Here is a 13,769-nt window from a genome sequence, read left to right on the forward strand (position 1 = left end):
CATCAAGCCAGGCGCAGCGGCAGGCTGCGCAGCCTTTTCCCCGTCAGACTGAACACGGCGTTGGCCACGGCCGGCGCAATCGGCGGCGTGCCCGGTTCGCCCACGCCTTCCGGATGCTCGGCGCTGGCGATGATGATGGTTTCCACCTCGGGCGTCTGCCCCATGCGCAGCACGGGATAGTCGTGGAAGTTGCCCTGCTCGACCCTCCCCTCCTTGAACGTGATCTCGCCGCCCAGCGCCGCCGACAGGCCGAACAGCACGGCCGACTCCATCTGCTGGGCGATGATGTTCGGATTGACGGCGATGCCGCAATCGATGGCGCACACGACGCGCTGCACGCGGATTTCGCCGTTTTCCACCGATACCTGCGCCACTTGCGCGACGATGCTGCCGAACGACTGGTGCAAGGCCACGCCATGCGCATGGCCGGGCGGAGGACTGCCCGCCCTGGCGACGGCCGCATTGAGCACGGCCAAATGGCGCGGATGCCGCACCAGCATGGCGCGGCGGAAGGCGATGCCGTCCTGCCCTGCCGCATGCGCCAGCTCGTCGATAAAGCTTTCCTTGAAGAACGCGTTGTGCGAATGCCCGACCGAGCGCCAGTAGCCGACCGGCACGGCACTGTCGGCGATCACGTGGGCGATGCGCTGGTTGGCGATTTCATACGGCATGTCGAATTCGCCTTCGGCCGTCGTCTTGTCCGGCCCCGCGCCGGGCAAGCCGAAATTGCGCTGCAGGTATTGATGCGTGATGGAGCCGCTGACGGATTTATTGTCCCAGGAAGCGATGCGGCCATGCTCATCGAGGCGGGCCGCAAAGCGCGCCAGCGCGGCGGGACGGTACATATCGTGCTTTGTGTCCTGTTCGCGCGTCCACACCAGCTGCACGGGCGCGCCATCGCACTGCAGCGCGATGGCCACGGCTTGCGCGACCATATCCACTTCCAGGCGGCGGCCGAAACCGCCACCGAGCAGCAGCACCTCGATGCTGACATCCTTCGCATCGACGCCGGCCACTTTCGCCGCCACGTCTACAGCGATGCCGGGTGCCTGCGTCGAGGCCCACAGCATCACCTTGCCATTTTTCACCTGCGCGGTGCAGTTGACGGGCTCCATGGCGGCATGCGCGAGGAACGGTGCGCGGTACTCGGCGCTGACCTGCCGCATGCCCTGCACGGCTTTACTTTCCACCTCGCCGCTGGCGTGATAGGCATAACCGGCTTCGCTGTCCAACAGGCGGGCAAATTCCGCGTAGACGTCGGCGCTGGACAAGTTCGCTTGCGGGCCAGCCTTCCACTGCGTCGGCAAGGCGGCCGCCGCCTGCTTCGCGCGCCACCAGGTGTCGGCCACCACGGCCGCGCACGAGACGCTGCGCTGCGCCAGCTGCGGCGTCAGGTCCAGCACTTTTTTCACGCCGGGCATGGCGAGTATGGGCGCCGCGTCGAACGCGGACAGGCTATCACCCAGGCGCGGCGGCAGATGCAGGGCCGCGTACAGCATGCCGGGCGGACGCGCATCGATGCCGAAACGCGCGCTGCCATTGACTTTCGATGGCGTATCGCGGCGCGGCGCCGGCTGGCCGATCAGTTTGAAATCCTTGGGCAGTTTCAGCACGGGCGTACCCGGATCGATAACGGCGGCGCGCTGCGCCAGGCTGGCGTAGCTGGCGCGCCGGCCGTCCGGATGCAGCACTTCACCGTCCTGCGTGCGGCACTGCGCGGCCGGCACCTGCCACAACGCGGCGGCGGCGCCTACCAGCATGGCACGCGCCGACGCACCCGCCTCGCGCATGGGGCCCCAGCCATCTTTCACGCTCGACGAGCCGCCCGTGACGATCACGCCCAGTTCGCGCGCCGCCTTGGCCACCGTCCACTGCGCCAGCGCCTTCAAGCGCCCCCGGTCGTCCGGATGGAAAGGCAGGCTGTCCTTGAGCATGGCGACATTGCCGAAGATTTTATCGTTCGGCGCCTGGATCAGTTTGACACTGGCCAGCGGCACGTCGAGTTCCTCGGCCACCAGCATCGGCAAGGCCGTATGCACGCCCTGCCCCATCTCGCTGCGCGGCATGGCCAGGGTCACCGTGCCATCCGTGCCGATGGCCAGCCAGCCGTTCAAGGCCACGGCGCCATCCTGAAGCGGCAGCGGCGCGCTGCCATGCAGGCGCTGGCGCGGCGGCAGCACGCCCCAGCCCAGCACCAGGGCACCCACGCCGGCCACGCCGAGGCCAAGGCCGCCGAGCAGGAAACGACGGCGCGACGGGGATGAGTGTGCGGCCATGGGCTGTCCTTTATAGTAGTGAGTGATCGATCCAGCGCTCCAGCATATCCTGTGCCAGCACCGGACGGCTATAAAAATAACCTTGCGCCAGCTTGCAGCCATGGCGCAGCAGGAAAGCGGCCTGCTCTTCCGTCTCCACGCCTTCGGCAATCACGGACAAATGCATGCTCTTGCCCAGCTGGATGATGGCAATCGCAATCGCCTCGTCGTTGACGTCCGTCGAGATATCCTTGATGAAGGAGCGGTCGATCTTCAAGGTTTGCACGGGCAGCTGTTTCAGATACGCAAGCGAGGAATAGCCGGTGCCGAAATCGTCGATGGCCAGGCCCACGCCGATGGCGTGCAAGTCGTTGATGAAACCGAGGGCGTCGCCCGTGTTCATGATGACGGATTCCGTCACTTCCAGCTGCAGGCGCTGCGGCTCGAGGCCCGTTTCCTTCAATATGGCGGCCACCATGCCGGCGATGCTGCCCCGCTCGAACTGTTTTACGGACAGGTTGACGGCCATCTTCGGCACGTGCAAGCCCTGCGCCTGCCAGCGCATCATCTGGCGGCACGCTTCGTCGAGCACCCATTTGCCCAGCTGGTTGATGAAACCGCTGTCCTCGGCCAGCGGGATGAAGCGCGCCGGCGGCACCAGGCCCAGTTCCGGGTGGTTCCAGCGCACCAGCGCCTCGACGCCGACCAGGCGGCCCGTGTCGATTTCCACCTGCGGCTGGTAATTGAGGAACATCTCGTTCTTTTCGATCGAGCGGCGCAAGAAGGTTTCCAGGCGCAGCCGCTCGACACCCTCGCCCGTCATCGACGGCGCATAGAAGCGGTAGCCATTGCGCCCGCGCGCCTTGGCCTGGTACATGGCCACGTCGGCATTGCGGATCAACATGTTCAAGTCCAGCGCATCGTCCGGATACAGGCTGATGCCCACGCTGCAGGTGACGAACAGTTCGTGGCCGGCCACCGTGAACGGCTGGTCGAACATGGTCATCAGCTTTTCCGCCACCTGCGTGGCGCCATACTCGCCATCGATGCGTTCGAGCAGGACGATGAATTCGTCGCCGCCCAGGCGCGCCAGGGTATCGCCTTCGCGCAGGCGGGCCGCCAGCTGGCCGGCCACCTTTTGCAGCAATTCGTCGCCCACATGGTGGCCCAGGGTGTCGTTGACGTTCTTGAAGCGGTCCAGGTCGATGAACAGCACGGCCAGCTGCTCCTGGTCGCGCGCGGCGCGCAGCAGCGCGTGCTGCAGGCGGTCGTGGAACAGCAGCCGGTTCGGCAGCGCCGTCAGCGGATCGTGGTGGGCCATGTGGTCGAGCTTTTCCTGCGATTCCTTGATCAGGGTGATGTCGCTGAACACGCCCACGTAATGGGTGGTGACGGCACGCGTGTCGCGCACGGCGCTGATGGTCAGCCATTCCAGGTACACCTCGCCGTTCTTGCGCCGGTTCCAGATCTCGCCGCGCCAGAAGCCCGAGACGGCCAGTTCATCCCACAAGGACTGGTAAAACGCGGCGTCGTGCCGCTCGGAACGCGTCAGCGACGCGTGCTGCCCCAGCGCCTCGACTTCGGCGTAACCGGTGATCTGCGTGAAGGCGGGATTGACGGTGACGATGATGCCATCGGCGTCGACCACCATCACGCCGTCGGCGATGTGTTCGAGCACGGTGGCCGATAAACGCAGTTTCTCCTCGGCTTCCTTGCGCGCCGTGATATCGGCATACACCCAGATGCTGCCTTCGTTGGGGCGCAGCGGATCGAGCGCGCAGCCGCTCACCAGCGCCCAGAACAGGCTGCCGTCGCGGCGCTTGTACTGGCGCTCCTCGCTGAAATCGCCACCCGCGGCCAGGGCCGGATACTGGCGCTCGCCCGCCTCTTCGAAGTCATACGAACTCGTAAACACGATGGCGGTGGAACTGCCCGTCATTTCGGCATGGCCGTAGCCGAACAGTTCCTCGCAGCGGCGGTTGACGGAAATGATGCGGCGGTGGCGCACGAACATCACGCCGAACATGACGTTGTCGAGGATGGCGCTCTGCTCCGTCAGCAGCGCTTCGATGCGCATCTCGTGGTGCTTGCGCTGGCTGATGTCGGCGATGATGCCGTCGATCCAGATGACGCCCTGCTCGCCCACCTGCGGCTGGCCATTCTCGGCCACCCAGCGCTCGATGCCGAAAGCGTCGACGATGCGGTATTCCAGCGCATACGGCCGTTCGTCGAGCACGGCCTGGCCGACGGCGCGGCGGTGCTCGCGGCGGTCTTCCGGGCAGATCAGGTCCGCCCAGGCATGCGTGGTGCCGCGCATGAACTGGCGCGCCGAATAGCCGGAAATGTCTTCGATGGCATCGCTGACGAAATCGATGGGCCCATCGGGCCGGTAGCGGAAGACGGCGCCCGGCACCTGCGTGACGATGGTGCGGAAACGCTCTTCGCGCTGGCCCACATCCTCGAACAGCTGGCCGATGGCCGCGCGCATTTGCTCGAGCTGGGCCGTCAGGCGGCCCAGTTCGTCATTGCTGTGCGAAGCCAGCGGCGTGTCGAAATCGCCGTGCGACAGGCGGTCGGAAAAGCGCGTCAGGCGGCGCAGGGGCTTCAACAGGCGGCGGTTCAGGAACAGCACGATCAGCGCCATCGACACAGCCAGCTGCGCGCCCAGCACGAAAATATACGACATCTGCTTTTCGCGCAGTTCCTGCTGGCTGCGCGCATCGTCCATCTCGACGACGACGTGGCCGATGCGTTCGCCGCGCACGAGGATGTCGCGCTCGGCGCGGTACAGATTGCCCACGGGCCGCTGCGGCGCCTGCAGGCTGATGAATTCCGTGTCGCCCTGCCCCAGCACTTTCACCAGCAGCACGGAACGGTCGCGCATCACCGACTCGACCAACGAGTGGGCCGATTCCGCATTCATGTTCCACAGCGACTCCTGCATGCCCAGCGCCAGGATGTCGACATTACGCTGCAAGGCTTCGTTCAGGCTGGTGCGCGCCGACTGGCGCTCATGCACGCCGACGAGCACATAGCTGCCGAAGATGGCGGGCACGACAAGGCCGCCAAATACCACCAGCAGCAGGGCGCCATAGATCGACGAACCGTACAGCACACGCAGGCTGGCGCGCAGGCGCTGGTAAGGTGAATTAAACATGCGGCAACAGGGCAACAGGGATCAGGCGGGCGATCATTGAACTTTACAGGGGAATTCGGGTGGTCAGGCGGGAAGAAACTTTTTTCAGGAGCAATTATGCATGGAAAAAGCGGGGTAAGTCACCAATAAACACGCGCCAGCGGCAACCTCATGTCATATAAACAGGGTTGAAAAACCACACGCTGACCGGCGCGCCCGGCCGGCGCCAGCAGAAAAACGCTTAGCTTGCTATCATCGCGCCACTTTACCTAGAGGAACCACCATGACCTTCTCCATCTACTCCGCTTCGATCCCCGTCTTCAAACAGATCCTGGGCAGCCTGGCCGCTATCCTGGACAAGGCGGAAACGCACGCGCAAGACAAGAAAATCGACCCGAACGCCCTGCTGCAATTCCGCTTGTTCCCGGACATGCTGCCGTTCGTGCGCCAGATCCAGATCGCCACCGACTTCGCCAAGGGCTGCGGCGCGCGCCTGGCCGGCGTGGCCGTGCCACCGTATGAAGACAGCGAGCAGAGCTTTGCCGAACTGAAAGCGCGCATCGTCAAAACCATCGCTTTCCTGGAAAGCCTGCCGCAAGCGGACATCGACGGCAGCGAAACGCGCGCCATCACCACCGGCAGCGGCGAAAAGACCAAACACTTCACGGGCCAGACCTATCTGTTCCACTACGCGCTGCCGCACTTCTTCTTCCACGCGACGACGGCGTACGACATCCTGCGCCATAACGGTATTGAAGTCGGCAAGAAAGATTTCATCGGCAGCTATTGATCCTTAGCTGTGAAAATGGGGTCAGTTCCTTCGGAATCGGAATGCTTCCCATTGGGAAACATTCCCCCGTCGGGTCTGACCCCAGCAGTTGCCGTTGGGTTAAATCAGGTATTCCTGCGCGGATACCCTTGCGCCAGTATCCTCACCCACACCACTTCCTTCTCTTCATCCGTCATCGACACCCAGTGGGCCACTTCCACCACAGTGCGGCCGCAGCCGCGGCAGATTTCATCGAAAGTCGTCGAGCACACGGCCACGCAGGGCGTGTCTGGACGCGGCGGCAATTCCTTGTCAGCCATCAGGATACCTTCGGCAGGCCGAGCTTTTCCCAGCCTTCGGTGCCCAGCGCTTCCAGGGTGGCGATATTCTTGTCGAAGATGTCCGACGCTTCCGGGAACGCCTCGACGGCGCGCTCGATGCTGTCTTCGCGCAGCAGGTGCAGCGTCGGGTATGGCGAGCGGTTCGTATAGTTGCCGATGTCATCCTCGAACGTTTCGGCAAACTGGTAGTTCGGGTGGAAGCTGGCCACTTGCAGCTCGCCGGCCAGGTGCATGTCTTCCACGGCCGCATCGGCCACGTCGAGAAACTCGTTGTAGTCGAGGAAATCGTTCAGAGTGTACGGGTGGATCAGCAAGGTCGTGTCGATCTGCTCGGGATCCGTGTCGGCCAGGGTTTGCAGCTCGTCCATCAGCATCGCCAGCAAATCTTCGGGATTGCTCGATTCGCACACCACATAGCGGATCTGCTTCTTGACGTGCACGGCCTTGGCAAACGGGCACAGGTTCAGGCCGATCACGGCCTTTTCCAACCAGGCAACAGTATTGGCGATGATGACGGCGTTGTCGTCGTCGTGGCGCGGCGGGGTGTTCATATACTTGACTCTCTATCAATAAAGCGGCCGACGGCTGAATGGCCGGCCAAAGCCAAATTGTACGCACTTTTGCGCAGCCTCATACCGGACGGCCGCCAGGCTTGCGCCATGACCCTGGCCATATATGCTATAACAGCGGCCGAATCGCACATCTGGCAAATTAAATTTGTAATAATTACATTATTAGCGACTGGAAACATCGCTATTGACGCCTATGTGCTGTCATCATGCTGACATAATTCTTGACTCCGGCATGTGGATATACGTACACTCGCAGCTTAATCATGGGTCTGTCCGATGTTTCTCCGACGACAACAATGGAACACTATGCACGAAAACTCCTTTAAATCTACCGTCCTGGCGGCGTTGGCCCTGGCGCTTGCGCCCGCCCTCAGCCAGGCGTACGAAGCCGGTGTTGAGAGCGATAACGCGCCAGTCGCCGCCACCACGCCCGCCCTGATCCCGATGACCGCCCAGGTCACGGCGAAACTCCCCACCCTCGACAACCGCCTGCAAAAGACCGATCGTCTGCTGAAAAACCTCAGTGACAATTCCGATCCGCTGCGCGAAGCCGACGTCTGGGGCCGCATCCGCAGCGGCTATGCGATTCCCGACATCAACAACCAGCTGGTAGCGAATCACGTCAACTGGTACGCCACCCGCCCCGACTACATCGCCCGCACGACGGCGCGCGCCTCGCGCTACATTTTCCACGTGGTGCAGGAACTGGAAAAACGCGGCATGCCGACGGAACTGGCATTGCTGCCGTTCATCGAGTCCGCCTTCAACCCGCAAGCGTTCTCGAGCGCCAATGCCGCCGGCATGTGGCAATTCGTGCCCGCCACGGGACGCGATTTCAACCTCAAGCAAAACATGTTCAAGGACGAGCGCCGCGGCGTGCTGGCCTCGACCGATGCGGCCCTCACGTACCTGCAGCGCCTGTATGACATGTTTGGCGACTGGCAACTGGCCCTGGCCGCCTACAACTGGGGCGAAGGCTCGGTGCAGCGCGCCATCAAGAAAAACCAGGCGCTGGGCAAGCCGACCGACTTCGAAAGCCTGGCCGACCTGATGCCGGCCGAAACACGCAACTACGTGCCGAAATTGCAAGCGGTGAAAAACATCATCGCCAATCCGGCCCAGTTCGGCCTGACCCTGCCCGTGGTCGACAACCAGCCCTACTTCACGGCCATCGACAAGACCAGCGACATCGACATCACCGTCGCCGCCCAGCTCGCCGAACTGTCGATGGATGAATTCAAGGCCTTGAATCCGCAATTTAACCGCCCCGTCATCATCGGTGGCGAAAAGACGAAGATTCTGCTGCCGCAGGAAAACGCCGCCAAGTTCACCACCAACCTGGCGCAATGGGGCCATGCCTTGTCGAGCTGGACCACGCACAAGATCACCAATGCGCGCGAACGCATCGAAACGCTGGCGTCGAAATTCGGCACCACGGCCGACGTGCTGCGCCAGGCTAACAATATTCCCCAGCGCACGCGTTTGCGCGCCGGCTCCACCATCCTCGTGCCGAAAACCTCGGCCACGATGAACAGCGACATCACCCAGGAAATCGCCGACAGCGCCACCATGCTGCTGGAAGCGGACCGTCCTGAACGGGTCGCCAAGGCCGTGCGCCGCGTTACCAAGGGCGGCAAGGTGCAAGCGGCGCCAATTTCCCTGGTGAAACCACGCATCCAGCGCGGCGGCGGTAACAGCCGAGCCAAGGCCCGTCACTGATCGCCTGATCCGTATAGATCCACCTCACCGGCCGCCACAGCTTTGCTGTCGCGGCCGGTTGCACATCCGCTTACCCGCCCACCTACCCAGACAGGAGTCGTCATGGCTTTCTTGCAAGGCAAAAAAATCCTCATCACGGGCTTGCTGTCGAACCGCTCCATCGCCTATGGCATCGCCAAGGCTTGCCACCGCGAAGGCGCCGCCCTCGCCTTCACGTATGTGGGCGAACGCTTCAAGGAGCGCATCACGGAATTTGCGGCGGAATTCGGCAGCGAACTGGTGTTCGACTGCGACGTGTCCAGCGATGAACAGATCAGCGCCGTCTTCAGCGACCTGGCGCGCCACTGGGATCAGTTGGACGGCCTGGTGCACGCCATCGGTTTTGCGCCGCGCGAGGCGATCGCCGGCGACTTCCTCGACGGCCTGTCGCGCGACAGCTTCCGCATCGCGCACGACATTTCCGCCTACAGTTTTCCCGCCATGGCCAAGGCCGCCCTGCCCCTGCTGCATCCGGGCGCGTCACTCCTGACCCTGACTTACCTGGGCGCCGTGCGTGCCGTACCCTACTACAACACCATGGGCCTGGCCAAGGCGTCGCTGGAAGCGTCCGTGCGCTACCTGGCCGAATCGCTGGGTCCGCGCGGCATCCGCGCCAACGGCATTTCCGCCGGCCCCATCAAGACCCTGGCCGCTTCCGGCATCAAGGATTTCAGTAAACTGCTGGGATTTGTGGCCGAACACGCCCCGCTGCGCCGCAATGTCACCATCGAAGAGGTCGGCAACACGGCCGCCTTTCTGCTGTCCGACCTGGCCTCGGGCATCACGGGCGAGATTACCTATGTCGATGGCGGCTTTTCGCAAGTGATGGCCGTCAATCCCGAAGTAGAGTGATGCGGTGATGGTCAAGTTTATCGGTTGTCACTTGACAACCTCGAAATATCGACCTGCATTGGAGGCATCGCATGGCGCGCTCCTCGCATCCCAAGAAAGAAATCGAAGCGGCGCTGCGTCACGCGGAAAGCCAGGGATGGCGAGTGGAAGTGGGCGGCAGCCATGCCTGGGGCAATATCTCGCCCCTACAATGACGACGGCTGCCGCTGTGGCGAATTCTGTATCGCCTGCATCTGGAGCACGCCGAAAAACCCGGGCAACCACGCGCGGGCGATCCGCCGGGTGGTCGATAATTGCACTTTCAACACACTGATGCACGACTGCATGCAACGCAAATCCAGAGGATAGCCATCATGGATTACATCTTCACTCTCAAGTACCGCCTGCCCGACCACGAACACGACCTCGACGCGCTGGCCGGGCGCCTGGGCAGCGGCGGTTGCGACGACGCCCTGGTCGGCATCGGGCAAGCGGGACGCCTGGCGCTGGAATTCACGCGCGAGGCCAGCAATGCCAACGCAGCCTTGCTGAGCGCCCTGGCCGACGTCAAGGCCATCGTGCCCGAGGCCGTGCTGGTCGAGGCTTCGCCCGACTTCGTGGGCCTGACCGACGTGGCGCAAGTGCTGGGCCTGCCCCGGCAAAACCTGCACAAGCTGATGAGCAAATACCGCCACAGCTTCCCCGTGCCCGTGCATGAAGGCAGCGCCACCATCTGGCACCTGGACGACGTACTGGCGTGGCTGCACGCAAAGGGAACGTATCAGCTGGAACGCAGCCTGGTCGAACTGGCGCAGGTCACCCGGCAAATCAATCTGGCCAGGGAAACGCGACAGGCGCCGCCGCTGCCCGCCGACATCGTGGCCATGCTCAACTGAACGTGCGAAAACTGCGTATTCCTACTGATTTCACATAGGAAACATGCGCAAAACGTGGTAGGACTTTCGTTTCTTCCCATTTAGCCCGTGCAAAACGGCGTCAAATACGGTATAGTGTCGTTGTGCGCTGCAATATGTTCCCTTGAAGCGATGGCAACACCGCAGTCATGCACTACAAACTTAGCAGCTTCGCAAGCCTTAGCGCATCCACAGGATGCCGCTTATAAAGCCCTCCCGCCTTGTGTGTCGCACCTGACACCGTCCCGGCGCAAAGCTTTTGTGCCGAAATTTCTTTCTAGTTGAGTCATTTCGTTTTGGTTGGCGTTGCTATTTTGCGTTCTGCTTTTTGCAAGAACGCTGATTTTTACGAAAGAAAAGAATGACATTTGAATCCTTAGGCCTGCATCCGTCCATCATCGCCGCACTGACCGAATCGGGCTACACCGCGCCAACCGCGGTACAGTCGCAAGCGATTCCAGCCGCGATCGAAGGCCGTGACCTGCTGGTCTCGTCGCAGACCGGTTCGGGCAAGACCGCAGCTTTCATGCTGCCGTCGCTGCACAAACTGGCCAGCGCCGAACAAAGCGCCGCCGGCAAGACGCCAAACCAGGAAATGCAAGCATCGCGCGCCCGCGGCGAGCGTCCACGTTTCAAGGCTGCCCAGCCAAAAATGCTGGTGCTGACGCCAACGCGCGAACTGGCCCTGCAAGTAACCACCAACACCGACAAGTACAGCACCGGCATCCGCCGCATCAAGGCTGTGTCGATTCTGGGCGGTATGCCTTACCCTAAACAGATGCAATTGCTGGCCAAGAATCCTGAGATTCTGGTCGCCACCCCTGGCCGTCTGATCGACCACATGGACTCGGGCAAGATCGACTTCTCGCAACTGGAAATCCTGGTGCTGGACGAAGCCGACCGCATGCTGGACATGGGTTTCATCGACGACATCGAAAAAATCGTGGAAGCGACGCCAGAAGGCCGTCAAACCATGCTGTTCTCGGCAACCTTGGACGGCGTCGTGGGTAACATGGCCCGCCGCATCACGAAGAATCCACTGGTCATCCAAGTGGCAAGCTCGAGCAACAAGCATGAAAACATCACCCAGCGCGTCCACTTCGTCGACGATCTGTCGCACAAGAATCGCCTGCTGGACCACCTGCTGCGCGACGAATCGCTGGACCAGGCTGTTGTGTTCACCGCCACCAAGCGTGACGCCGACACCATCGCCGACCGTCTGAACATCGCCGGTTTCTCGGCTGCCGCCTTGCACGGCGACATGCATCAGGGCGCGCGTAACCGCACCCTGGACGGCATGCGTCGCGGCCAGGTCAAAGTGCTGGTTGCCACCGACGTTGCCGCCCGCGGTATCGACGTGCCAACGATCACCCACGTGTTCAACTACGACCTGCCGAAGTTCCCGGAAGACTACGTCCACCGCATCGGCCGTACCGGCCGCGCTGGCCGCAATGGCCTGGCCATCTCGCTGGTGAACCACGCTGAAGGCATGAACGTCAAGCGCATCGAACGCTTCACCAAGCAATTGATCCCGGTCAATGTCATCGAAGGTTTCGAACCGAAGAAAACGGCATCGGCACCACGTTCGAGCGCCCGTCCAGGCGGCTGGAAACCAGGCGACAACCGTGGCGGCGCGAAGCCAGGCCAACGCACGTTCAGCAAGCCAGGCGCACCACGCAAGGACGGCGCTCCTAGCACCGGCGGCGGCTACAAGGGTTCCAACCCGCGCAGCACCGACGGCGCACGCCGCAGCTACGGCGACCGTTAATCACGGCGCCATGCCGCCAGCCGGCGGCAAGCAATAAAAAAAACGGCCACCAGATCGCTCTGGTGGCCGTTTTTTCATGTCCGCTGCCTTTATTTCTTCGACACCTTCTGGCGCGACAGCTTGCGCAGCTTTGCCTGCTCGAAGCGCGCGTGCTGCTCTGGCGTCTCGAGCACCAGCGGCGGCACGGCCACCGGCTTGCGGTTGGCATCCACGGCCACCATCGTGAAATAGCAGCTGTTGGCGTGGCGCACCAGGCGCTGCTGGATGTTTTCCGTCACCACGCGGATACCCACTTCCATCGACGTCGTGCCCGTGTAATTGATCGAGGCAAGGAACGTCACCAGTTCGCCCACGTGGATAGGCTGCAGGAACATCACCTGGTCCACCGACAAGGTCACCACATAGCTGCCCGAATAGCGGCTGGCGCAGGCGTAGGCGACACTGTCGAGGTATTTCAGGATAGTGCCGCCGTGCACGTTGCCGGAAAAGTTGGCCATATCGGGCGTCATCAGGACCGTCATCGTCAGTTCGTGGGCCGACCAGTTCATCGCGCTGTCCAAAGTGTTCTCCAAGGGGAAAATTAAAAGTGAGGGAAGATGTGAAAACCGGCCCCAGGGGCCGGTTGTGAGCCTTACAGGCCCAGGGTGTCGATGTCGGCCAGCGATTCGCGGCCCTTGTCGGAAATGTCGTGGCCTTCGCCTTCGGCGCGCGCCACGATGTGGGCTTTCTTGCCCAGGAAATACGCCACGTCCGTATCGAGCTTGGTCAGCGGATCGGTGGCGACAGCGCGCAAACCCATGATGCAGCGGCGCAGGAACAGCAGTTGTTGTGCTTTCTCGGTGATGGACAGACGGCCGTCGCGCGCATAGCTGAGCAGCTTCAGACCCGACAGGCGCTTGGCATTGCGGGCAACGCAAGCACTGGGGCGCTCGGTCTTGATGCCGCGTGCAACTTGCTCCAGCGCGTCATATTCATCGGTTGTTAATTTCTCGTTCTTCATTACTTTTCCATAAAAGGCCAGGTGTTCGGCCCCCATGGTACGCGCCCCGCTGCGCATCGGCAACAGGCAACGTGAATCTACCGCCGCCCGCCATGCGGCCAGGCGACGGAAACACGGGCGTGACGACCGTTATTTGTAGCTGCGCAGCAGCAGCCAGGCCAGGCCGCAACCAGCCACGGCGCCCGCCAGGGCCAGCGCCACGAGGTGTTTGCTGGTGATCACAGGCCGCCGGCCCAGGTAGATTTTGTTATGCAAGGAATTGCCCACGATGGTCTCCTGTACAAGAATTTTTATGATGTCTCATTATAAGAACAGAATCGTGACGGCCGCATGACACTCAGCAGTTGGAGCTTGATTTGTATCCGCTCGGCAACATTTATGCGCATTTTTGTTGTTTAAATGGCGTGCCTCTGGCGAGGCCCGCG

12 protein-coding genes and 1 pseudogene are annotated in these 13,769 nt (G+C 62.2%); 6 read left to right on the forward strand and 7 right to left on the reverse strand.

The window, feature by feature from the left end:
• Positions 1-2 precede the first annotated feature (2 nt).
• Entirely contained in the window at positions 3-2,276 is a 2,274-nt protein-coding gene (locus KO538_RS01800; protein WP_219327326.1) for a xanthine dehydrogenase family protein molybdopterin-binding subunit, read from the reverse strand.
• A gap of 10 nt (positions 2,277-2,286) precedes the next feature.
• Positions 2,287-5,412, reverse strand: a complete 3,126-nt coding sequence (locus KO538_RS01805) for an EAL domain-containing protein (protein WP_219327327.1) — start codon at positions 5,410-5,412, stop codon at positions 2,287-2,289.
• Positions 5,413-5,674: 262 nt separating this feature from the next.
• On the opposite strand from KO538_RS01805, the gene KO538_RS01810 reads away from it, so the two are divergent.
• On the forward strand, positions 5,675-6,181 hold the full coding sequence (locus KO538_RS01810; RefSeq protein WP_034779265.1) for a DUF1993 family protein: 507 nt from the start codon (positions 5,675-5,677) through the stop codon (positions 6,179-6,181).
• 104 nt (positions 6,182-6,285) lie between these two features.
• Here the strand turns inward: KO538_RS01810 and KO538_RS01815 are convergent, their stop codons facing one another.
• On the reverse strand, positions 6,286-6,480 hold the full coding sequence (locus KO538_RS01815) for a DUF1289 domain-containing protein (RefSeq protein ID WP_034749680.1): 195 nt from the start codon (positions 6,478-6,480) through the stop codon (positions 6,286-6,288).
• Positions 6,480-7,052, reverse strand: coding sequence for a DUF1415 domain-containing protein (locus tag KO538_RS01820; protein ID WP_219327328.1), 573 nt, complete (start codon positions 7,050-7,052; stop codon positions 6,480-6,482). Before KO538_RS01820 ends, KO538_RS01815 begins: the two co-directional genes overlap by 1 nt.
• A 327-nt stretch (positions 7,053-7,379) precedes the next feature.
• On the opposite strand from KO538_RS01820, the gene KO538_RS01825 reads away from it, so the two are divergent.
• The 5 genes and pseudogenes from KO538_RS01825 (at position 7,380) to KO538_RS01845 (ending at position 12,344) form a co-directional block, all read left to right on the forward strand.
• Positions 7,380-8,792, forward strand: coding sequence for a transglycosylase SLT domain-containing protein (locus tag KO538_RS01825; RefSeq protein WP_034749684.1), 1,413 nt, complete (start codon positions 7,380-7,382; stop codon positions 8,790-8,792).
• 102 nt (positions 8,793-8,894) lie between these two features.
• A complete protein-coding gene (fabI, locus tag KO538_RS01830; RefSeq protein WP_034749687.1) occupies positions 8,895-9,683 on the forward strand; it encodes an enoyl-ACP reductase FabI in 789 nt (262 codons plus the stop codon).
• A 71-nt stretch (positions 9,684-9,754) separates the two neighbouring features.
• Positions 9,755-10,031 (forward strand): annotated as a pseudogene (locus tag KO538_RS01835) (hypothetical protein).
• Between the two features lie 5 nt (positions 10,032-10,036).
• Entirely contained in the window at positions 10,037-10,558 is a 522-nt protein-coding gene (locus tag KO538_RS01840) for an AlpA family transcriptional regulator (RefSeq protein WP_219327329.1), read from the forward strand.
• A 379-nt stretch (positions 10,559-10,937) separates the two neighbouring features.
• The gene (locus KO538_RS01845; protein ID WP_035820280.1) at positions 10,938-12,344 is read left to right on the forward strand and encodes a DEAD/DEAH box helicase; all 1,407 of its coding nucleotides are present in this window, start codon (positions 10,938-10,940) and stop codon (positions 12,342-12,344) included.
• An 89-nt stretch (positions 12,345-12,433) separates the two neighbouring features.
• Here KO538_RS01845 and KO538_RS01850 read toward each other — a convergent pair whose 3' ends face one another.
• The 3 genes from KO538_RS01850 to KO538_RS01860 all read right to left on the reverse strand — a co-directional run bounded on the left by KO538_RS01850 (position 12,434) and on the right by KO538_RS01860 (position 13,611).
• Positions 12,434-12,892: an acyl-CoA thioesterase gene (locus KO538_RS01850; protein ID WP_034750191.1), complete on the reverse strand. Its 459-nt coding sequence runs from the start codon at positions 12,890-12,892 to the stop codon at positions 12,434-12,436.
• Positions 12,893-12,975: 83 nt separating this feature from the next.
• The gene (locus KO538_RS01855; protein WP_034749696.1) at positions 12,976-13,344 is read right to left on the reverse strand and encodes a hypothetical protein; all 369 of its coding nucleotides are present in this window, start codon (positions 13,342-13,344) and stop codon (positions 12,976-12,978) included.
• Positions 13,345-13,473: 129 nt separating this feature from the next.
• Positions 13,474-13,611, reverse strand: a complete 138-nt coding sequence (locus KO538_RS01860) for a hypothetical protein (protein ID WP_162995739.1) — start codon at positions 13,609-13,611, stop codon at positions 13,474-13,476.
• Positions 13,612-13,769 lie beyond the last annotated feature (158 nt).

This window comes from Janthinobacterium sp. NKUCC08_JDC (assembly GCF_019345575.1).
Classification (GTDB): Bacteria; Pseudomonadota; Gammaproteobacteria; order Burkholderiales; family Burkholderiaceae_D; genus Janthinobacterium; species Janthinobacterium aestuarii.

Bases quoted from the DNA above. Each gene is read 5' to 3' on its own strand.
- KO538_RS01800 (WP_219327326.1), bottom strand. From the start codon at position 2,276: ATGGCCGCACACTCATCCCCGTCGCGCCGTCGTTTCCTGCTCGGCGGC.
- KO538_RS01840 (WP_219327329.1), top strand. From the start codon at position 10,037: ATGGATTACATCTTCACTCTCAAGTACCGCCTGCCCGACCACGAACAC.
- KO538_RS01810 (WP_034779265.1), top strand. From the start codon at position 5,675: ATGACCTTCTCCATCTACTCCGCTTCGATCCCCGTCTTCAAACAGATC.
- KO538_RS01805 (WP_219327327.1), bottom strand. From the start codon at position 5,412: ATGTTTAATTCACCTTACCAGCGCCTGCGCGCCAGCCTGCGTGTGCTG.
- KO538_RS01825 (WP_034749684.1), top strand. From the start codon at position 7,380: ATGCACGAAAACTCCTTTAAATCTACCGTCCTGGCGGCGTTGGCCCTG.
- KO538_RS01845 (WP_035820280.1), top strand. From the start codon at position 10,938: ATGACATTTGAATCCTTAGGCCTGCATCCGTCCATCATCGCCGCACTG.
- KO538_RS01815 (WP_034749680.1), bottom strand. From the start codon at position 6,480: ATGGCTGACAAGGAATTGCCGCCGCGTCCAGACACGCCCTGCGTGGCC.
- KO538_RS01850 (WP_034750191.1), bottom strand. From the start codon at position 12,892: ATGAACTGGTCGGCCCACGAACTGACGATGACGGTCCTGATGACGCCC.
- fabI (WP_034749687.1), top strand. From the start codon at position 8,895: ATGGCTTTCTTGCAAGGCAAAAAAATCCTCATCACGGGCTTGCTGTCG.
- KO538_RS01855 (WP_034749696.1), bottom strand. From the start codon at position 13,344: ATGAAGAACGAGAAATTAACAACCGATGAATATGACGCGCTGGAGCAA.
- KO538_RS01820 (WP_219327328.1), bottom strand. From the start codon at position 7,052: ATGAACACCCCGCCGCGCCACGACGACGACAACGCCGTCATCATCGCC.